Origin of the sequence: Arthrobacter sp. ISL-28 (assembly GCF_018613875.1) — a bacterium.
Lineage (GTDB): Bacteria > Actinomycetota > Actinomycetes > Actinomycetales > Micrococcaceae > Arthrobacter.
Map to the genome: position 1 here is coordinate 27,377 of NZ_JAGGPJ010000018.1, position 19,657 is coordinate 47,033.

Annotated in this window: 18 protein-coding genes; 10 read left to right on the top strand and 8 right to left on the bottom strand. The window is 66.7% G+C overall.

Annotation, left to right across the window (positions count from 1 at the left end):
- Window position 1: 1 nt before the first annotated feature.
- The 7 genes from J7E80_RS14555 (at window position 2) to J7E80_RS14585 (ending at window position 6,513) form a co-directional block, all read left to right on the top strand.
- Window positions 2–697: a 3-oxoacid CoA-transferase subunit A gene (locus J7E80_RS14555; RefSeq protein WP_215052735.1), complete on the top strand. Its 696-nt coding sequence runs from the start codon at window positions 2–4 to the stop codon at window positions 695–697.
- 1 nt (window position 698) lies between these two features.
- Entirely contained in the window at window positions 699–1,382 is a 684-nt protein-coding gene (locus J7E80_RS14560; protein WP_215052738.1) for a 3-oxoacid CoA-transferase subunit B, read from the top strand.
- 130 nt (window positions 1,383–1,512) lie between these two features.
- Window positions 1,513–2,349, top strand: a complete 837-nt coding sequence (locus J7E80_RS14565) for an IclR family transcriptional regulator C-terminal domain-containing protein (RefSeq protein WP_251036903.1) — start codon at window positions 1,513–1,515, stop codon at window positions 2,347–2,349.
- 231 nt (window positions 2,350–2,580) lie between these two features.
- Window positions 2,581–3,771: a Re/Si-specific NAD(P)(+) transhydrogenase subunit alpha gene (locus J7E80_RS14570; RefSeq protein ID WP_215052740.1), complete on the top strand. Its 1,191-nt coding sequence runs from the start codon at window positions 2,581–2,583 to the stop codon at window positions 3,769–3,771.
- Entirely contained in the window at window positions 3,771–4,133 is a 363-nt protein-coding gene (locus J7E80_RS14575; RefSeq protein WP_251036904.1) for an NAD(P) transhydrogenase subunit alpha, read from the top strand. The genes J7E80_RS14570 and J7E80_RS14575 overlap by 1 nt, the downstream gene beginning before the upstream one ends.
- Entirely contained in the window at window positions 4,130–5,503 is a 1,374-nt protein-coding gene (locus J7E80_RS14580) for an NAD(P)(+) transhydrogenase (Re/Si-specific) subunit beta (protein ID WP_215052742.1), read from the top strand. The genes J7E80_RS14575 and J7E80_RS14580 overlap by 4 nt, the downstream gene beginning before the upstream one ends.
- A gap of 92 nt (window positions 5,504–5,595) precedes the next feature.
- Window positions 5,596–6,513, top strand: coding sequence for a diacylglycerol kinase family protein (locus tag J7E80_RS14585; protein ID WP_215052744.1), 918 nt, complete (start codon window positions 5,596–5,598; stop codon window positions 6,511–6,513).
- A 143-nt stretch (window positions 6,514–6,656) separates the two neighbouring features.
- Here the strand turns inward: J7E80_RS14585 and J7E80_RS14590 are convergent, their stop codons facing one another.
- The 6 genes from J7E80_RS14590 to J7E80_RS14615 all read right to left on the bottom strand — a co-directional run bounded on the left by J7E80_RS14590 (window position 6,657) and on the right by J7E80_RS14615 (window position 13,003).
- Entirely contained in the window at window positions 6,657–7,385 is a 729-nt protein-coding gene (locus J7E80_RS14590) for an aspartate/glutamate racemase family protein (protein WP_215052746.1), read from the bottom strand.
- 8 nt (window positions 7,386–7,393) lie between these two features.
- Window positions 7,394–8,821, bottom strand: coding sequence for an amidohydrolase family protein (locus J7E80_RS14595; RefSeq protein ID WP_215052748.1), 1,428 nt, complete (start codon window positions 8,819–8,821; stop codon window positions 7,394–7,396).
- 91 nt (window positions 8,822–8,912) lie between these two features.
- The gene (locus J7E80_RS14600) at window positions 8,913–9,749 is read right to left on the bottom strand and encodes an aspartate/glutamate racemase family protein (protein WP_215052750.1); all 837 of its coding nucleotides are present in this window, start codon (window positions 9,747–9,749) and stop codon (window positions 8,913–8,915) included.
- Window positions 9,746–10,429: a GntR family transcriptional regulator gene (locus J7E80_RS14605; RefSeq protein WP_215052752.1), complete on the bottom strand. Its 684-nt coding sequence runs from the start codon at window positions 10,427–10,429 to the stop codon at window positions 9,746–9,748. The genes J7E80_RS14600 and J7E80_RS14605 overlap by 4 nt, the downstream gene beginning before the upstream one ends.
- An 82-nt stretch (window positions 10,430–10,511) precedes the next feature.
- Window positions 10,512–11,876: an MFS transporter gene (locus J7E80_RS14610; protein WP_215052754.1), complete on the bottom strand. Its 1,365-nt coding sequence runs from the start codon at window positions 11,874–11,876 to the stop codon at window positions 10,512–10,514.
- Window positions 11,877–12,112: 236 nt separating this feature from the next.
- Entirely contained in the window at window positions 12,113–13,003 is an 891-nt protein-coding gene (locus J7E80_RS14615) for an ACT domain-containing protein (RefSeq protein WP_215052756.1), read from the bottom strand.
- A gap of 100 nt (window positions 13,004–13,103) precedes the next feature.
- On the opposite strand from J7E80_RS14615, the gene J7E80_RS14620 reads away from it, so the two are divergent.
- The 3 genes from J7E80_RS14620 to J7E80_RS14630 all read left to right on the top strand — a co-directional run bounded on the left by J7E80_RS14620 (window position 13,104) and on the right by J7E80_RS14630 (window position 16,745).
- Window positions 13,104–14,159 (top strand): hypothetical protein, encoded by a 1,056-nt coding sequence (locus J7E80_RS14620; protein WP_311380845.1) that lies wholly within the window; start codon window positions 13,104–13,106, stop codon window positions 14,157–14,159.
- Between the two features lie 510 nt (window positions 14,160–14,669).
- Window positions 14,670–15,425, top strand: coding sequence for an IclR family transcriptional regulator (locus J7E80_RS14625; RefSeq protein WP_215052758.1), 756 nt, complete (start codon window positions 14,670–14,672; stop codon window positions 15,423–15,425).
- 132 nt (window positions 15,426–15,557) lie between these two features.
- Window positions 15,558–16,745, top strand: a complete 1,188-nt coding sequence (locus tag J7E80_RS14630; RefSeq protein ID WP_215052759.1) for a 4-hydroxybenzoate 3-monooxygenase — start codon at window positions 15,558–15,560, stop codon at window positions 16,743–16,745.
- Here the strand turns inward: J7E80_RS14630 and J7E80_RS14635 are convergent.
- Both J7E80_RS14635 and J7E80_RS14640 read right to left on the bottom strand, forming a co-directional pair.
- Complete coding sequence (locus J7E80_RS14635) at window positions 16,742–18,517, bottom strand: iron ABC transporter permease (RefSeq protein WP_215052761.1); 1,776 nt, start codon at window positions 18,515–18,517, stop codon at window positions 16,742–16,744. The two genes, J7E80_RS14630 and J7E80_RS14635, sit on opposite strands and share 4 nt — an antisense overlap.
- Window positions 18,514–19,581, bottom strand: coding sequence for an ABC transporter ATP-binding protein (locus J7E80_RS14640; protein ID WP_215052763.1), 1,068 nt, complete (start codon window positions 19,579–19,581; stop codon window positions 18,514–18,516). Before J7E80_RS14640 ends, J7E80_RS14635 begins: the two co-directional genes overlap by 4 nt.
- Window positions 19,582–19,657: the final 76 nt, after the last annotated feature.

The window sequence follows — 19,657 nt, forward strand, 5'->3', positions numbered from 1 at the left end:
GATGCTGAAATTCATTGACACGGTCGGCGAGGCTGTCGCCGGCATCCGGGACGGCTCCACCGTCATGATCGGCGGGTTCGGCAATGCCGGCCAGCCGTTCGAACTGATCGACGCGCTGCTGGACTGCGGCGCCACCGACCTGACCGTGGTGAACAACAACGCCGGCCAGGGCGACCAGGGCCTGGCGCTGCTGATCAAAGAGGGGCGGGTGAAGAAGATGATCTGCTCCTTCCCGCGGCAGTCCGACTCCTGGCACTTCGACGCCAAGTACAAGGCCGGGCAGATCGAACTGGAACTCGTGCCGCAGGGAAACCTGGCCGAACGCATCCGGGCCGCCGGGGCGGGCATCGGCGGCTTCTTCACCCCCACCGGGTACGGCACCATGCTCGCCGAGGGCAAGGAAACCCGGATCATCGACGGCCGCGGACAGGTTTTTGAGACCCCGATCCACGCCGACGTCGCGCTGATCAAGGCGCTCAAGGCGGACGGCAAGGGCAACCTCGTGTACCGCAAGACCGCCCGGAACTTCGGCCCCATCATGGCCGCCGCCGCGAAGCACACCATCGCCCAGGTCTCGGAAATCGTGCCCACGGGCGGACTGGACCCGGAGAACATCGTGACCCCCGGCATTTACGTCAACAGCATCGTCCGGGTGGCCCCCGCCGCTGGCGCCCGAACGACAGAACAGGTGGCCTGAGATGAGCCTTGTGAAAACGACAATCCAGACATCGGACAAGCCCTTGGGCCGCGACGATCTCGCCCGGCTCGTGGCGCGGGACATCAAGCCCGGTTCCTTCGTAAACCTCGGGATCGGCCAGCCCACCCTGGTGTCCAACTACCTTCAGCCGGAGCAGGACATCACGCTCCACACCGAGAACGGCATGCTCGGCATGGGCCCGGAAGCCACGGGCGAGCAGATCGACGGCGACCTCATCAACGCCGGCAAGATCCCGGTCACCGAGCTGCCCGGGGCGTCCTACTTCCATCACGCGGATTCCTTTGCGATCATGCGCGGCGGGCACCTGGACATCTGCGTCCTCGGCGCGTTCCAGGTCTCCGCGACCGGCGACCTTGCCAACTGGCACACCGGGGCACCGGACGCGATTCCTGCCGTGGGCGGTGCCATGGATCTGGCCACCGGAGCGAAGGACGTCTTTGTGATGATGACGCTCCTGACCCGCGACGGCGCGTCGAAGCTCGTGGACACCTGCACCTACCCGCTGACCGGCGTCGGCTGCGTCACCCGCGTGTACACGGACAAGGCGGTGTTCCTCACGGGCCCCGACGGCGTCCAGGTCCGGGAAACGTTCGGCTGCACCCTCGAGGAGCTCCAGGCCATGGTGCCGGTTCCGCTCACGGCAGCCCCCGCCGTCGAACCCTAACCACCGCAGCGCGAACGGGCAGCAAATGCCCTCAAACCCCGCGTTTGAGGTCATTAGCTGCCCGTTCGCGCAAGGGCGCGGAAGGGGGACGGGCCGCAGGCGTCCGTTGGCGCCCATAGGATTGGTAACCATGACCGACGCAGCAGGGACCGCACCGAAGGCACGCCGCACGCCGAAGGCTGACGGGGCGCCGGCGGCGAGCGACCAGTACGTGCAGTCGCTGGCGCGCGGGCTGGCGGTGATCCGGGCGTTCGACACCGATCACCCCGTCATGACCCTCACCGAGGTGGCCGCGCGCACGGACCTGACCCGCGCCACGGCCCGCCGCTTCCTGCACACGCTCGTCGAGCTCGGCTACGTCCGCACCGACGGCAAGACCTTCGCGCTCACCGCCCAGGTGCTGCAGCTAGGGTATGCCTACCTGTCCGGACTGTCCCTCCCGCAGCTCGCCCAGCCGCACCTCGAAGAGCTGTCCCTCAAGCTGGGCGAGTCCACGTCCGCCGCGGTGCTGGACGGCACGGACATCGCCTACATTGCCCGCGTCACCACCCGCCGGATCATGAACATCGGCATCACGGTGGGCACCCGGTTCCCCGCCTACGCCACGTCCATGGGCAGGGTGCTCCTCGCCGCACTCCCGCCCGAGCAGCTGAAGGAATACCTCGCCGCCGCGGAGATCAAGCCGCTCACGCCCCGCGGCATCGGCACCGTGAAGGATCTCCTGGCCGTCCTGGAGACCGTGCGCGCCCAGGGCTGGTGCCTGCTGGACCAGGAGCTCGAGCTGGGGCTGATGTCCGTCGCCGCCCCCGTGTATCACGGCCGCAAGGTGATCGCCGCCGTCAACGTTTCGCTGCAGGCCCAGTCCGTTAACGCCAAGCCCGACCCGCAGGCCTACCTGGACTTCGTGCGCAAGGAAATCGTGGCCACGGCGGAAAAGATTTCCGCGGACTTTTCCACCGGCCGGTAGCACCACAGCAGGCCCGGCAGCTGGCCCCGGAGCCGTGCCTGGCAGGGCATGCGGCCAGTGCCGCCAGGGCACGCTGGCACCTCTACACACCCGCCCTACTGCCGCGGAGCGCGGCTGGGCCATAGACTCTAGCCAACTACGTGCAGCAGCGCCGCTCCGCGAGTTCCGCCCCCTTGAGGGGAAGAGCCCACGCTGAAGGCGCCGCTGCACCCGTTGGAAGGGGAGTGGCGGGTGAAGCTGGGTATAGCGCGGGAACGTCGTGAGGGCGAGCGGCGGGTTGCCGCCACACCGGAGACCGTGAAGCAACTGGCCGGACTGGGACTAGAGGTGCTGGTTGAATCCCGGGCAGGTGTCTTCGCCGGGCACGGCGACGACGACTACCGCGAGGCGGGCGCCATCGTCGTCCCGGACCTCGATATCGGCGACCTCGACGTTTACGCCCATGTCCGCCCGCTGGAGCATCCGACGGCGGCCGCCCTGCGCCGGGGCGCCGTCACCGTGGGTCTGGCCTCGCCGTCGTCGGAGCTCGCTGTGGTGAGGGAACTCGCAGACGGCGGCATCACCTCCTTCGCCCTGGAGCTCGTGCCGCGAATTTCCCGTGCCCAGTCCATGGACGCCCTGTCGTCGCAGGCCCTCGTGGCCGGCTACCGCTGCGTGCTCGAGGCGGCCATCCGGCTGCCCCGGTTCTTCCCCCTCTTTATGACCGCGGCCGGAACCGTTCCGCCGGCGCGGGTGCTGGTGCTCGGCGTGGGCGTGGCCGGGCTGCAGGCCATCGGCACCGCGAAACGGCTCGGCGCACGCGTCTCGGCCAACGACATCAGGCCCTCCTCGGCCGAAGAAGTCACCTCCATGGGCGGCACCTTCATCAAACTCGACCTCGAGACGGCGGAAGCCTCGGGCGGCTACGCGCGCGAACTCAGCGCAGACCGCGGCGCCCTGCAGCGCCAGCTCCTGACGCCCCATGTGGCCGACGCGGACGTGCTGATCACGACGGCGGCTGTGCCCGGCCGGCGGGCCCCGCTCCTGGTGACCCGGGACATGGTGGAGGCGATGCGTCCGGGATCGGTCGTCGTCGACCTCGCCGCGGAGTCCGGCGGCAACGTGGAGGGCTCGGTTCCCGGCCGCGACGTCCATATGAACACCTCCGATGGCAAGGGGTCCGTCACGGTGGTGGGCCTGAAAGACGCCGCCTCCGCCATGCCCACGGATGCCTCGCGGCTGTACGCGAAGAACGTGGCCAACCTGCTCGCCCTGATGATCCGGGACGGCAAAGTGTCCCCGGACTTCGGCGACGACGTGATCGCTGGCGCCTGCCTGACGCACGAGGGCGTGGTGCGGCATCCGCCGACGGCGGAGGCCCTCGCGGCCCTCGCCGGGGACGAATCGAATGAGAAGGCGCCGGAGAACGAGGGGGTGGCCTGATGGACGGCATCAGCCTGCTGACAATCACCGTGCTGGCGGTTTTCGTGGGCTTCGAGGTGGTTTCCAAAGTCTCCAGCACCCTGCATACTCCACTGATGTCAGGGGCCAACGCCATCCACGGCATCATCCTCGTCGGCGCCATCATCGTCGCCGGCCAGGCCACCCACCCGTGGGTGCTTGCCGTGGCGCTCCTCGCTGTGGTGCTCGCCACCGCGAACCTGGTGGGCGGCTTCGTGGTGACGGACAGGATGCTGGAAATGTTCCGCGGGCGCACCGGCAAGGAAGGCAAGCCCGCTCCTCCGGGCCAGGACCGGGCACCAACTGACGCTTCAGCCCGTGAAGGCGGGGGGAGCTCCCGGTGACCCTCCTCGACCCCACCGTGACAGCGCTCCTCTACCTCGCAGCTGCCGTATTTTTCATCCTGGCCCTCAAGGGCCTGAACTCGCCGCGCACGGCACGCCGCGGCAACCTGATCGGCGCCTTCGGGGCGCTGGTCGCCGTCGTGACCGTCTTCTTCTCCGTCAGGCTGGACAACATCCCGTGGATCGTCGGCGCCATCGCAGTGGGATCCGGCGTGGCTGCACCCGTGGCGCGGCGCGTCAAGATGACGCAGATGCCGCAGCTCGTGGCGCTCTTCAACGGCGTGGGCGGCGGCGCCGCCGCGCTGGTGGCCCTGCTGGAACTCCCGCACGCCGACGACGGCTGGTTGCGCCTCGCCGTCGTCTTCACGCTGCTGGTCGGGGCGGTTTCCTTCGCCGGCTCCGCCATCACGTTCGCCAAACTGCAGGAGCTGATGACCACCCGCCCCGTGGTGTTCCCCGGGCTGCCGGCGGTGATGGGCGCCGTGCTGCTCGCCGCCGTGGGAGCCGCCGTCGCCGTCATTCTGGGCGGTTCCCTGGCGTTCGCGCTGGTGCTCCTGCTGCTGGGGCTGCTGGCCGGTGTGCTGCTGGTCCTGCCGGTGGGCGGCGCGGACGTGCCGATTGTCATCTCGCTGCTGAACGCCTTCACCGGCCTGGCCGTCGCCGCCTCCGGCCTGGTGCTGGGCAACGTGCTCCTGGTGGTGGCCGGCACGCTCGTGGGTGCCTCGGGCACCATCCTCACCCGGGCCATGGCGGCCGCCATGGGCCGCAGCGTCACGGGCATCCTGTTCGGGGCCTTTAAAGGAAATTCGACGGCGGGATCGACGGCCGTGAGCGACCGCCCTGTGCGCTCCTCCAGCGCGGAGGACGTTGCGGTGCTCCTGGGCTATGCGCAGCGGGTGATCATTGTGCCAGGGTACGGCCTCGCGGTGGCGCAGGGGCAGCACACCGCCGCCGAGCTTGCCCAGGCCCTCGAGGCCCGCGGCATCCGGGTGGACTTCGCCATCCACCCGGTCGCCGGGCGCATGCCGGGGCACATGAATGTGCTGCTTGCCGAGGCCAACGTGCCCTACGAGTCGCTCAAGGAGATGGGCGAGATCAACTCCGAGTTCCGGACCGCCGACGTCGCGCTCGTGGTGGGCGCGAACGACGTCGTCAATCCTGCCGCCAAGACGTCCGCCGGGTCGCCGATCTACGGCATGCCGATCCTTGAGGTGGCTGACGCGCGGCAGGTGGTCTTCCTGAAGCGCTCGATGCGGCCGGGGTTCGCCGGCATCGAAAACGACCTCATGTACGAGCCGCAGACCACGCTGCTGTTCGGCGACGCGAAAGACTCGCTGACGAAGGTGCTCGGCGCCGTCAAAGCACTGTAAAGGCATCCCGCGCGCTGCTGCAGGCGGATGGCCAATCCGGATACGATTTGAATTCCAGGGCTTTGCCGCCCTTCCCGCAGTCGAAGGACACCATGCCAGCCAAGAACGCCGCCTCGCCTCAACGGGCCGCCGTGGTCATCAACCCGTCCAAAGCGGTGGGGGCCAACCTCCGCGCCTCGCTGGTCCGGCTGTGCGACACCCAGGGCTGGGCCGAACCGCTCTGGCTGGAAACTACGGTTGAGGACCCGGGCGTCGGGCAGGCGCGCCAGGCACTGGAGGCGGGGGTCGACGTCGTCATTGCCGCCGGCGGCGACGGAACCGTGCGCTGCGTTGCCGAGGTGCTCGCCGGGACAGACACCCCGCTGGGGCTGGTCCCGCTGGGGACCGGGAACCTTCTGGCCCGCAACCTGGGCGTTGACATCTCCGACCCCGTCTCGGCCGCCTATGACGTGCTGAACGGCACCGAACGCACCGTGGATGTGGTCAGGAGCAGATTCGACCACTCCGAGGACGAGAACGTGTTCCTGGTGATGGCCGGCGTGGGCTATGACGCCGCCATCATGGCGGACACCGTGGACGTCCTCAAGGACCGCATGGGATGGCTCGCCTACGTTGAAGCGGGCATCCGCAAGCTTCCCGGCAAACCCGTCAGGGCCACGATCAAGGTGGACGGCAAGCACCCGGTCAAACGCCGGATCCGCAGCGTGATGATCGGCAACTGCGGCCGGATCATGGGCGGAATCGAAATTTTCCCCGAGGCCAAGATCGACGACGGCCTCATGGACCTGCTGGTCCTTGCCCCCCGCGGCCGGTTCGGCTGGCTTGGCGTGATCGCCGGCATCTTCGGACGCAAGAAGAACAAGAGGCAATCAGCGGAGTACTTCCAGGGCAAGAGTGCCGAGGTGACCTTGGACCAGGCGGAGGAATTCCAGCTCGACGGCGATCACGTGGGGACCGGAAAGCACCTCGTCATCCGCCTGGAACCCGGGGCGCTCAAGATCCGCATGTAGCCCCCGGCCTCGCCCAGCATTTAATGTCGACGGCGGCATTTAATGTCGACGGCGGCGGGCCGCTCCCAGTGGGCGGCCCGCCGCCGTCTGTCTTGTCCGGGCTGCTGGATATCCGGCGCTGCTGGATGTCCGGCGGGCTGGGGTCAGTCCGCGAGCAGCCTGCCCCACCTTGGTGCGAGCAAGGGGGACCCGGCAAGTTTGAGGCAGTGCCACAGGGTCACGGCCACCGAATCCAGTACCGGAACGCCGGTTTTGGCCTCGACGTCGGCTGCGATGTTGGCGCCGTACAGATTGGTACAGAGGTAAACGAGGGCGTCCGGCGCCGCCGCTGCCAGCTCCAGTGAGCCGGGGCGCATCTCCTCGTCGGTGACCCGTGCGAAGGACTCGTTGTCGCTCAGGCCCAGGCAGCGGTGGCCCACGGTCTTGATGCCGTCCCGCTCGTAGGACGCGATGACGGCGAGGTTGACGTCCTCCGTGTAGGGCGTGAACAGCCCGATCCGCTCCGTGCCGAATGACCGGAACGCCTCGAGATAGGCAAGCGTGGACGTGGTGGCCGGTATGCCGGTGGCGTCGGAGATCTCCCGCACGAGATCCCGGTCGTGGTCCGCTCCGAGCCATGACCCCGAGGTGCCGTTCCAGGCAATGACGTCCACGTCCGCCGTCGCGAGAAGCCCGGCCGCTTCGCGCATGACGGCCGGATCGAACTGCCTGTCGGAGGAATCGTCCAACGCGATCCGGGTCACGGGGATCCGGGTGAAGTGGATGGTGACGTCGTCCCGGTCACCCAGAATGCGGTAACTCTGCGGTTCAAGGCAGGTGTTGGAGGACGGCACGATCATGCCGATCCGGGTTTTGCGTGTTGTGGCAGGCATGGGTGCTCCTAGAGGGTCGCCAGGGCGGGGGTGGCCGGTGCCGCTGCTGTGTGTTCGCGGAAGCCCTGGCGGGCCACGAAGCGGCCCACGGGGCCGGGATCGTGGAAAGTGCCGGCCTCCACCACGACGCGTCCGGCGGAAACTACGACGGCGGGCCAGCCGGTGAGCCGGACGCCGTCGAACGGGGAGAAGTCCGTACCCATGTGGAGGCTGCCGCCGTCGACGGTGCGTTCCTCGGCCGGATCGAAGATCACGAGGTCGGCGTCGAAGCCCGCGGCGATGGTCCCCTTGCCGGGGACCGCGTTGATCCGGGCTGGTCCGGCGGAGAAGACCTCCACAAAATCCTCCACGGTGTTGCGGGCGGATTCCATCATGGCCGTGAAGGTGACGGGCATCCGCGTTTCCACCCCCGGCAGGCCGTGCGGCATGGCCCTGATGTCATCGGTGCGCTCACGCTTCTGCGACAGGTCGTAGCAGGAATGGTCCGAGGAGACCGTGTGGATGGCGCCGTCGGCAAGGCGCTGCTTGAGGGCGGCCACAGTCTCGGCGCTCCGCATCGGCGGGCAGCAGGCGTACCACTCGGGAAAGGCCGAACCGTAGACGGAATCGTCAAGGGTGAGGTAGTGCGGACACGTCTCGGAATACGCCTCCTGGCCGCTGCTGCGGGCCTCGGTGACCAGGTCCACCGCGCCGGGGGTTGACTGGTGGACAAAGTAGACGGGAGCCCCGGCGTATTCGGCCATGGCCAGGGTTTCCTTGACCGAGATCTCCTCGGCCAGTTCGGGGCGGGTCCGGTGCAGGTGCTCGATGCCGATCCGGCCGTCCTCGGCATGCTGTTCGGTGCAGTGCGCGATGATGGGGTCGTGCTCGGCATGGATGTAGGTGAGCCCGTCCAGCCGCACCATTTCGCGCATGACCTTCAGGATGGTGTCCCCGTCCGCCATGGTGGTGCCGCGGTTGGTCGTGTACATCTTGACCGACCGCACGCCCTCGGCAGCGAGCTGTTCGAGCTGCCACGGCACGGTCTCATCCCAGCTGACCACGGAACCGTGGAGCGCGACGTCGCAGCGGGATTCCTGCGCCAGCTCCTTTTTGTGCAGCACGGCCGCCAGCGGCGTTTCCTGGGCATCGCGGGGAATGCCGAAGTCGATGATTGTAGTGGTGCCGCCCCACACTGCTGCTGTAGAGGTGGTCTTGTAGTCGTCCAGGGTGCGGAACCGTCCGGTCACCTGTGCTACGTGGCAGTGGCCGTCGACGCCGCCGGGGATCACGAGGCGACCAGCGGCGTCGATGGTGCGCTTGGCCCCGGGGACCGGCTCCGAGGCGTCGACCAGCCTGGCGATTTTGCCGTCTTTGATGACGATATGGGCGTTCTGGCGGCCGGAGCTGTTGACCACGGTGCCGTTGGCGACCACGAGTTCTGGGGTGTGGGACATCGTTGTCCTCCTTATTGGGGGAAGCTGGTTGAAGTAGTTGGCGGAGGCCTGGCTAGCAGGGGCCCAGCTGACAGGGGCCCTCATCGGGGCCCTAGTTCGGAGGGGCCGCGGGAGCTCCGGCAAGCGCTGCCGTCTGGGCCGCCGCCAGGGCGGCGTCGAGGTTTTCTGAAAGCCCCTTGCGGGCCTTGACGGGCGGCGGGGCGAAGGCGCCGGCGCGACGGGGTCCGGACTGGAGCCCCACCACGGCCTCCGCCATGCGGATGCCGGCGGAAATGCCGTCCACGACGGGGACGGGGATAAGCCCCCGAAGTTCTCGGGCAAGCCCGGCGAGGGGCGCGCCGGCCAGGATCACGACGTCGGCCCCGTCCTCTGCGACGGCCTGCCGGCTGAGTGCCAGCAGGGTTTCCTTGAAGTCCTGCTGCACGGAGCCGATGGCGTTGAGGGCTTCGTTGATGGAACGGATGGAGGCCAGCCGGCCGCCGAGGCCGAAGCGTTCCACGCAGTCCAGATACCACGGCCGGATCCGGTCCGAGATGGCGATGATGGAGAAGCGGTGCCCCTGCAGGGCCGCCGCGCAGAGCGCCGCCTCGGTGATGCCGATGACCGGCACGTCTGCGAGTTCCTTCAGGGCGGGCATGCCGGGGTCGCCGAAGGCGGCAATAACGACGCCGTCGACAGCATCGCGGTGGCTGCGGTCCGTGCGGTCCGCCGTGCCGCCGTCGGGAGTGGCGCGGGAGTATTCGGCGATGATCTCCGCAACGGCTCCTGCCGCGATGAGGGACTCGAAACGGGTTTCGATGTACTCCATGCCGTGGCCGGCAGTGCGGACCACGAGTTCCGTGCCCGGGGCTGCGGAGCGCAGAGCCTCGGACTCGATGAGGGCGGTGACGTCGTCGCTGATGTTGGGGTTGATGACGAGCAGTTTCATTTTTTCTTCCGATGCAGCGTGGGTTCGGTTTTCTGGAAGTCCTCGGGGAACTGCTCGCGGTACTTGCCGATGTGCGAGGCGGACTGGGCGGCTGCCCGTTCCGGGTCGCCGCTGGCGATCGCATCGTAGAGGTCGCGGTGTTCCTGGATCAGTTCCGGCAGGTCGCTGACATGGCGGAAGAGCCAGTGCATGCGTCCCTGGAGGGGTTCCAGTGCGGATTTGAGGAAGTTGTTGTCGGCGATGCCGGTGATGGCGTCGTGGAATTCGCTGTTGGCGCGGTGCGCCTCCATCACGGCGCCCTTGCTGAGGCAGCGCTCCGCCTCGTCGAGCAGGCCTTTGAGGCGGGCGAGATCCTCCCGGGTGGCGCGGACGGCGGCGAGCCGGCAGGCCAGTACTTCAAGGGACTGGCGGACGTCGAACAGGTCCTCGACGTCCTTGGGGCTGAGGGTGCTGACTTCCGCGCCGCGCGCTCCCCGGTCGCTGATGAGGCCTTCCTGGCGGAGCATGCGCAGGGCTTCGCGGACGGGGAGCCGGGAGACGTTGAATTCCGCGGCGAGGTCCCGTTCCACGAGCCGGGTGCCGGGAGCGTAGTGACCTTCAAAAATCCGGGTGCGGAGGGTGTCCCGGACAGCCTCGCGGAGGGGGCGTTCCTTGTCCTGGGTCTCTTCTGCGGTAAGCATGGTGCTCCATTCGGATTCTGGATGGTTTTGCGCTCCCGGCGGCGGGAGGACGTGGCTGCGTGGCTTGCTGTGGATTGCCAGCTTAGACAGGAAGCCGCTTGTTGTAGTTGAGGGTCAGCACAGACACTCCCATCACGATGGCGGATCCCACGAAGTACAGCAGCGCCCAGGTGTACGAGCCGGTGGCGCCGACAATCAGGCCCACGGCGATGGGGGTGACAAAGCCCGAGATGTTGCCGCTGAAGTTCATGGCCCCGCCCAGGACGCCGGCATTCGTCCGGCCGCCCAGGATGGAGGGGATGCTCCAGAAGAGTCCCACCCAGCGGAGGAAGAACATGACCAGGGAGAGCAGGACGACGGCGGTGATCGGGTCGGCGATGACGGTCACCCCAATGAGGCCGCCCACCACTACGACGCTGGAAATGCCCAGCAGCGTCCGCATGACGCGGTTGGCGGACGCACCTGCCGCCCGCCACTTGTCCGCGATGGTGCCGCCCAGGATTTCGCCGACGAAGCCGGCGCCGAAGATCACGAAAGTGGACCAGCCGATGGTTTTCAGGTCAAAGCCCTTGGCCTGGGCCAGGTAGAGCGGACCCCAGGTCAGCAGGCCGTAGAAGACGCCGTTGAAGCCCAGCCAGCCGAAGCACATGGCCCAGAAGGAGCGGAACTTCAGGTAGGGGAGCAGGGCGCGCTTGCCCTTGCTGCCGTCGCGCTCGGCTTCAGCGTCCTCGGCGGCGTGGGAGGCCTCGATGTACTCGGCTTCGGCCGCATTGACCCCGGGGTGCTGGCGGGGGTTGTCCCGGACATACCACCACACGGCCAGGCCCATCAGGACGGTGGCGGCGCCGGCGATGAGGAACGCCATCCGCCAGCTGCCGGTGGAGGCAATCAGGCCTGCGATGATGATGCCGCCAAGACCTGCACCGAGGGGAGCGCCGGCATCGAGGATGGTGGCGCCGCGGCCCCGTTCGGACTTGTGCATCCAGATGGCGTTGAGCTTTCCGCCGGCCGGCATTACGCCGGCTTCCATGACGCCAATGCCCATGCGGGCGATGAACATGCTGAGGAAGCCCCCGGCCATGCCGGAGGCTGCCGTAGCGGCGCCCCAGCCGACGCACGAGGCCGTCATGACCTTGCGCGGACCGAATTTGTCGATCAGCCAGCCCACTGGGATCTGCATGAGGGCATAGGTCCAGAAGAAGGCGGACAGCAGCAGTCCGACGAGCTCGGGGGCGAGGTTGAATTCCTTCTGGATGATGGGCAGGGCCACCGAGATGGAGCCGCGGTCGATGTAGTTGACGGCGACAAGCACCAGGAGGAGGAGGAACAACTTCCAGCGGACGTTGGTGCGTCGTTGCACGCCGTCCTTGCCGGATTTGTGGGCGGCCGGGGCCTCGGCGGTGCCTTGAGCCTCTGTGGTCGCTGTTTCGGTATTGGGGATAGACACAGCTTCTCCTTCACGGGGAAGTTACGGACTGGGAGACGAGCTTGATGATTCGGACGAGCGGCCGCGGGTTGGGCGGCGGAAATCTTTGAGCGGAGCCTGTAGCGGCAGTTCCGGAGGCGCCTGGGCGTTTTTGGGATCCCTATTTGGGATCCCAAAATCAAAGTTAGAAGTGACCCGGCGCACTGTCAAGGATTTTCGCGAACTTGGACCGGGCCGCCGCTAATAACCGATTGTGACTATGATCCTGCCTCTGATGCTGCGTGTGTCGGCCCCGGATAGGTTCCGGTCGTGGAGGCGGGTACGTGGGCCAGGATCTCAGCGAGCTCCGCAAGCCGGTGTGCCCTGGCGGACTCTGCGGGGGTGAACGGTTCGCCGGGGCGGTAGAAGGTGATGGGTCCGTGCCAGGCGGTGGGAATCTTAAGGAGCGTGCCGGCGTCGTTCGTTTCCCTGGGCAGCTGCGCTGACTCAGAAGCCGGGTCGAGGATCCGTGCGGACAGCAGTTCCGCGACAGCCAGCGGGAGCTCTCCGGGCGTCGCGGCAATGCGCGCCGCAAGGCTCAGCGCCTTCGTCTGCCCGTCGGCCATCGCCAGTGCGGTGGTCGGCCACACCTGCGGCTGGCGTCCGCCCGCGTCTTTCAGCGCGTCAACCAGTTGGCGCTCGGTCAGTTCACCGGGCGCGGACAGCACAAACTCATCCATGACGCCGCCGCGCACCGGGTGGACGTGGATGCTGAGGATGTTGGCGTCCAGCAGCGCCAGGGAGCGGGTGATCTTCTTCAGCGACCCCGGCTCGTCCCGCAGCAGGGTCCGGGCACGCCACAGCGCAGGGGCAGCGCCAAGCCGCCGCCGGTGCCGCAGTGCCGGTGCATGCAGCCAGCGCCGCAGAATCCGCGCGGCCGAAGGCTCCGCCACCCAGATCACCAGGACGGTGGCCGTGAGAGTGAGAACCAGGACTTTTGCCACATAAGGCAGGTGCGTCTGAACCACCAGAGCGTGGACCAGCAGCTCGATGGGAAGCATGACGGCCACATTCGCCGCCGTGAGGCGGCTCTTGGGGGGCTCGGGCATTTGGCCGCAGACTTCGCAGCTCAACTCAGCAGAGGCAGGAGTCGGTGCTTTACGCTTCATGGCTTCATCCTGCCGGGCCCCTGTTACGGGCGCGTTGCCCCCGCGTTCCGAACGCGGGAACGGATTTTCCTGCCGGTAAGGCCACCCGGAGCATCGGGCTATGGCGGGGCTTAGGGGCCGAATCTACACTGAAGAGACCATCGTGCGGAGCCTTCCGTACACCGGTCGGCTCGCACGGAAAATCGGCCAGACTCCGGAGAGCATCATGCGCCACAGCATACGAAAATCAGGTTCTTCACGCCGTGCCGCCATCGGGCTGATTGCCCTCGCGGCCCTTCTGGTCCCGGCCCCCGCGGCATCCGCCGGCCACCAGGACTCAGAGGACCGGCACTCGGTCATCGTCCTTCCCGGCGCCAAGGGAGCGGAAGGCATCACCGCGGGCGAAGGCAGCACCTTCTTCGCCGGTGACCTCGCAACAGGAGACATTTTCCGCGGGGACATCCGCAAGGGGACTGCCAAGAAGTTCATTGATGTGCCCGACGGCAGGGTCGCCGTGGGCATGAAGGCGGACAACGAGAACGATCTCCTCTTTGTGGCCGGCGGTGCCAGCGGCAAGGCGTACGTCTACGACACCGAGGACCGCAAGACCGTCAAGACCATCCAGCTGACCAGGAAGGCAGCCTTCATCAACGACGTCGCGCTCACTGACCGCGGCGCCTGGTTCACCAACTCCCTGCAGGGGGAGCTGTACTTCGTGCCAGTGGGCGATGAGGGCAAACTCGGCATGGTCCGGACACTGAAACTGACAGGGCCTGCAGCTGATGCAGGGGATCAGTTCAACCTGAACGGCATCGCCAGTGCGCGGAACCATCGCACCCTCGTGGTGGCACACTCGGGCAACCAGGCCCTGTACACCGTCAACCCGCGGACCGGAGCGAGCGCCCAGATCAAGGGTGTGACGCTTCCGAATGTCGACGGCATAGTCGTCAAGGGCGACACCATTTGGGCTGTCCAGAACTTCTCCAACCAGATCAGCCGCCTCCGCGTGGACTTCCCCGATCGTTCCGGAGAGGTCAAGGAAGTCATTAAGAGCAGGCACTTCAACATCCCGACGACGGCGGCCCTCTTCGACGGTACGCTCGCCGCGGTTAACGCGAAGTTCATGGTCCCGAATGCGAAGACGTTCGAGGTCGTCCTGGTCAAGGCCCGCAGCTAGCTGCACCTTGTTACCCGCCCTGCCTCGCTGACCGCCCTGCCCCGCATGACCGCCCTGCCCCGTGTGACCGCCCTGCCCCGCGTGACCGCCCTGCCCCGCATAACCGGCCTTGGCCCGCCCGGCCGGCCCTGGCCCGCATGACCGGCCCTGCCCCGCACGACCGGCCCTGGGCAGGGCCGGTTATGCGGTCGAGGGACGGTTACGATGGGACTAGGAATGCCGACGGCGGGTGCCGGCCGGGTGCCGGAGTGATCGCGTGGGGGACGGTCACCATGGCGACCACCGCCAGCAGAGCCGCTGCGCCGACACGTAGAAGCCCCACGGGTAGGCGATCCCCTCGGCCACTAGTGTCCCCGTCCCGGCCAGTCCCATGCTGGCGCCAATGCGTCCCACACCGGCAGCGAGCCGGGGGTGCTTCCGCGGAGCCGAGGCCGGCGGCTGACATGAGAGTTGTATCAACCGCAGGTGTAATCTGGGACCAGTCAGACCATTGAATGGAAGCGGAAAGACATGGCGAACTCAGTCTCCGGCGACTCTGTGGTGGATCGGGTGGTGCGCGTTATCGCGGCCTTCCCCGAGGGCGTGAGCGTCCTCCAACTCTCGGAGCTTGCGGCGCGCGCGGAGCTTCCCCTCACCACCGCGCACCGCCTGGTCAGGCAGCTCGCTCAGCACGGCCTCCTCGAAACGGGGGCGGGCGGTTCAGTCCGGCTGGGCCTGCGGCTGTGGGAGCTGGTCAACCGCAATTCACCCACGCTGGCCCTGCGGCAGGCTGCCATGCCCTTCATGGAGGACATCCAGCACGTGCTCAACCAGAACGTGAACCTTGCAGTGCTGGACGGCTGGGAGGCGCTCTTCGTGGAACGGCTTTCCCGCCGCGGATCCGCCGTGAACCGTGCGCAGATTGCCGGGCGCCTGGCCGTGCACGTGTCCTCGGCTGGACTGGCTTTGATGTCGCACCAGCCGCGGCCCGTCCAGGCAGAGTATCTCGATCAGTTCGCTGATCCGGCCGGGACGGTAACGCGGGAGGACGTGCGATCCCTGCTCACTGAGTCCGCCCATCAGGGATATGCCCAGCTGGCAGGCGTGATCGACCCTGACACGTGGGGGATTGCGGTTCCCGTGCTGGATGGCAAGAAGCGCGCGGTAGCGGCCCTCGGCGTCGTCGTTCCCCTGCAGGAGGTGCGCCTGCAGGCGCTGGTGCCGGCGCTGCAGACTGCCGCCCGGGGGATCGGTCGGCGGCTGAACCAAGCTGGCACCTCAAGCTGACTCCGGCATCTGGTTCCATTGAGCGGAATTGGTGTAACGCTCGATGCCCCGCCCGCCGCACACTGTTAGCCAGCAGAAACTTCCGGCCCCACCTTTCCTGCAGAGGGCCTCCGCGACGAAGCGAGGAACGTCATGGCAACACGCAAAATCATCACTACCCAGGTCGCCATCATGGGCGCCGGCCCGGCCGGACTCATGCTGTCCCACCTGCTGGCCAAGGCCGGCATCGAATCCACCGTGATCGAGGTCCGCAGTCACCAGGAGATCTCCGAAACCGTCCGGGCGGGCATCCTGGAACACGGAACGGTCAACATGCTGGTGGACAGCGGCGTTTCCGACCGCGTGCTGCGCGAAGGGGACCGGCACGACGGCATCGAGCTGCGGTTCAACGGCGAAAGCCACCGCATCGACTTCAAGGACCTCGTGGGGGAATCGGTCTGGCTCTATCCGCAGACCGATGTCTTCATGGACCTCGCCGCATGCCGCGAGGCTGACGGCGGCGACGTCCGGTACAGCGTCACGGATACCACGGTTCACGACCTGGAAGGATCGCCGAAGGTCCGGTTCACGGACTCGGACGGCGCCGAATACGAACTGCAGGCTGACTTCATCGCCGGGGCCGACGGGTCCCGCAGCCACTGCCGCTTCCAGATCCCTGAAGCGCACCGCAAATGGTATTTCCACGAATACCCGTTCGCCTGGTTCGGCATCCTGGCCGAGGCTCCCCGCAGCTCCGACGAGCTCATCTACGCCAATTCTGAGAACGGCTTCGCGCTCATCAGCCAGCGCACCGAGACCGTGCAGCGGATGTACTTCCAGTGCGACCCCAACGAGGACGTGAACACCTGGGGCGAGGAACGGATCTGGGACGCCTTCCGGAACCGGGTCAACGGCAACGGCTTCGAGCTCAAGGAGGGGCCGGTCCTCGACAAGATGGTCCTGAAGTTCCGCAGCTTCGTGCACACGCCCATGCGCCATGGCAAGCTGTTCCTTGCAGGGGACGCAGCGCACACCGTCCCGCCGACGGGGGCCAAGGGCCTGAACCTGGCCATCCACGACGTCAAGGTGCTGTTCGAGGGCCTGGACAGCTTCTACAAGACAGGCTCATCCGCGCTCCTTGATTCGTACAGCGACCGCGCCCTGGACCGGGTGTGGAAGGCACGGCAGTTCTCCTATTGGATGACCTCCATGCTGCACACCCCAGTGGATGCCGATGACTTCTCCCGTGCACGCCAGCTCGGCGAGCTCAACTCGGTCGTGTCCTCCCGTCACGGCCGGGCCTACCTCGCCGAGGCCTACACAGGCTGGCCCTCCGTCTAGGATTTCGACAGCACCGTATCCTTGGGAGCCGCGTCCTTGGGTGCTCCGTTCCTGGGTGCCGTGGAGGCATCACGCCTGCGGGCTCTTCCGTACACCAGGTACATGGTCAGGCCGGTGATGATCATGAGCAGGACTGTGTAGACGAAAGTGTTGGAGACGCCTTCCGCCCCCTCGGCACCGTCCGTGTTGGCCTTGATGACCAGGCCAAGGGGCTGGACCAGGGGATGGGCCAGGAAGATGGCGGTGTCGTAGTCGTCCAGCATGCTGTTGAAATTGAGGGCGGCGATGGCCGCGGCCGTTGGCAGCACCAGTGGGAGCAGGATCCGGCGGAAGATGTACAGCGTCCCGGCCCCCATGATGGCCCCGGCCTCTTCGAGGGACGAGTTAACCGAGGCGAAGGACGCTTTCAGCATCCTCAGCGTGAAGGGGATTTTCACTGTCACGAACGCGATCAGCAGGATGACGGTGGTGCCGGTCAGGACGGCGCCGCCCACAAGCGGATTCGGGTGGTCGTAGCTGATGATCAGGCCGAGGGCGAGCAGGGCAGAGGGCAGGATCCAGGGAATGTGGAGCAGGTACTCGAAGACGGCCGTGAGCCAGTTGCGGTGCTTCTGCAGCAGGCGGGCGACGAACAGCAGTCCACCCACGGCGATCGCGGCGGCCACTGCGCTGTACACGATGCTCACGACGAACGGCCGCAGCGCCGAGGACTGGGTCAGTACCCGGATGTAGTTGTCCACGGTCAGGCTGTCGAGGGATATCTGCCCGGTCTGGATGGCTGCGCTGTCCGCGAAGGAGTAAATCACGATCAGGGCCACCGGCAGGGTGTAGATGGCGAACAGGACGTACGCCGCAACATGCACGAGGGCGTTGCCCACAGGATGGGTGATCTTCTGCTTCTCCAGGGCCGAGGAAACTTTCGACACCGAAAAGTTAGTGCCGCCCCTTTCCATGCGGGTCATGACCGTAAGCATCAGTATGGTGGCCACGCCGAGAATCACGGCCAGCAGGGCGGCTAGGTCACGGGACGTCGGGCTGTTGGTGAAGGTGAGAATCATCGGTGTGATGGTCTGGAACTCCCGGCCGCCCAGGACCTGCGGTGCACTGAGCGCGCCGAGTCCAGTCAGGAAGGACAGGATGGTGACGGCGAACAGGGTGGGCTTGAGCATCGGCAGTACGATGCGCCGGAGGATGGTCCAGGTGGAGGCCCCCATGTTCTTTGCGGCCTCGATCGTCTGGTGGTCCACTCCCTTGAGTGCGTTCGCCACGAACAGCATGTGGTTGGTGGTGGTCGCAAAGGTCATGACTACCAGGACTGCCAAAAACCCGGAGAACCAGTTGCGGTCCATGCCGGGGAAGGCGTCGCTCAAGAGGGCCGTGACGATGCCCTTGTCCCCATAGATGAACTTGTAGCCGGCCGCGAGGACAATGCCGCCATAGATAAAGGTGGTCGCATACCCCAGGAACAGAATTCGGGCGCCACGGATCCTGAAGTAGTGCGTGACGAGCACGATGAAGATCCCGACGACGTTCACCGTGACGGAGAGCGCCGCCGCCAGCAGGAAGCTGTTGCCGAGGGATTTCATGGCGCGTTCGGAGGACAGGAGTTTCTCCGCGGCACGTCCGGAGAAACGTCCGTCGGGAAAGAACGTTTCGATCAGGACATTGGCGTTGGGCCAGACGAGGAACGCGGCGATGAACCATGTCAGGATTACGCCCACGAAAAGCACGAACGGTGACCGGACCATGGTCCGGGCCGGTGTGGGGTTCATGGCCGCGAGGCTGCCAGAGCGGGGTTGCCCACGGCTTCCCCGGTCTGGGGGTCGTACTGCAGCACGTGGACGGGCCGGACATAGACCGTGGCTTCGGCGCCGGGCACGGGGTGTACGCCGCCATCCTCCTTGACGAGCAGACGCAGTTCCGAGCCGTGGCAGCGCACTGTGTAGCGGCTGTGCAGGCCGTGATAACTCCGTGAGACCACGACTCCGCGTACTGGTACGGCGTCGGTATTGCCAGCCGGCGGTGTCAACGATGCCTTTTCCACCCTGAGGTAGGAGTTGGCGCCGGGGGCAAGGGTGCCGTCCGAGTGCCTGTTCAGTTCGGAAACGAAGTCGCTGGTGAGAACCGAGCTGTCGCCGATGAACGTGCAGACAAATTCCGTGGCCGAGGCGTCGTAGATCGTCTGGGGCGTACCCACCTGCTCCACCACACCCTTGTTGAAGACGGCGATCCGGTCGCTCATTGCCAATGCTTCGTCCTGGTCGTGCGTCACATAGACGGTGGTGATGCCAAATTCGCTTTGGAGTTCCTTGAGCTGCTGACGCAGCTGGTGGCGCAGTTTGGCGTCCAAGTTGGAAAGCGGCTCATCGAGGAGCAGGATTTTCGGTTGGAGGACCAGGGCGCGGGCCACGGCCACCCGCTGCTGCTGGCCGCCCGAGAGCTCAGCGACGTTCTTGCGCAGCTGGCTCGCGGACAGGTCCACGCGTTGTGCGATGTCGCGCACGAGGCGGTCACTCGCAGCCGGTTTTTCCTTGCGCACGCGCAGGCCGAAGGCGATGTTTTCCCACACCGTCATGCTGGGGAACAGGGCGTAGTTCTGGAACACCATGCCCACCTGGCGCTTATCGCTGGGAAGCCTTGTCACCGCCTTGCCATCGATGAAGACCTCGCCGGCCGCGGGATCAATGAATCCGGCCAACGTGCGCAGGGCGGTCGTCTTTCCGCAGCCCGAGGGTCCGAGAAGCGTGAAAAACTCTCCTCGCTCCACCTCCAGGTTCAGCTGCGGGATGGCAGTGAAATTTCCGAAAGTAACTTCTATGTTCTCCAGGCGGATCATGGGTACCTGTCCTCGGTGGTCCTGGCGGCAGTCGGCCTTCCGGCGGGGCGGCGATGAACGGCCCCGCCCAATGCCG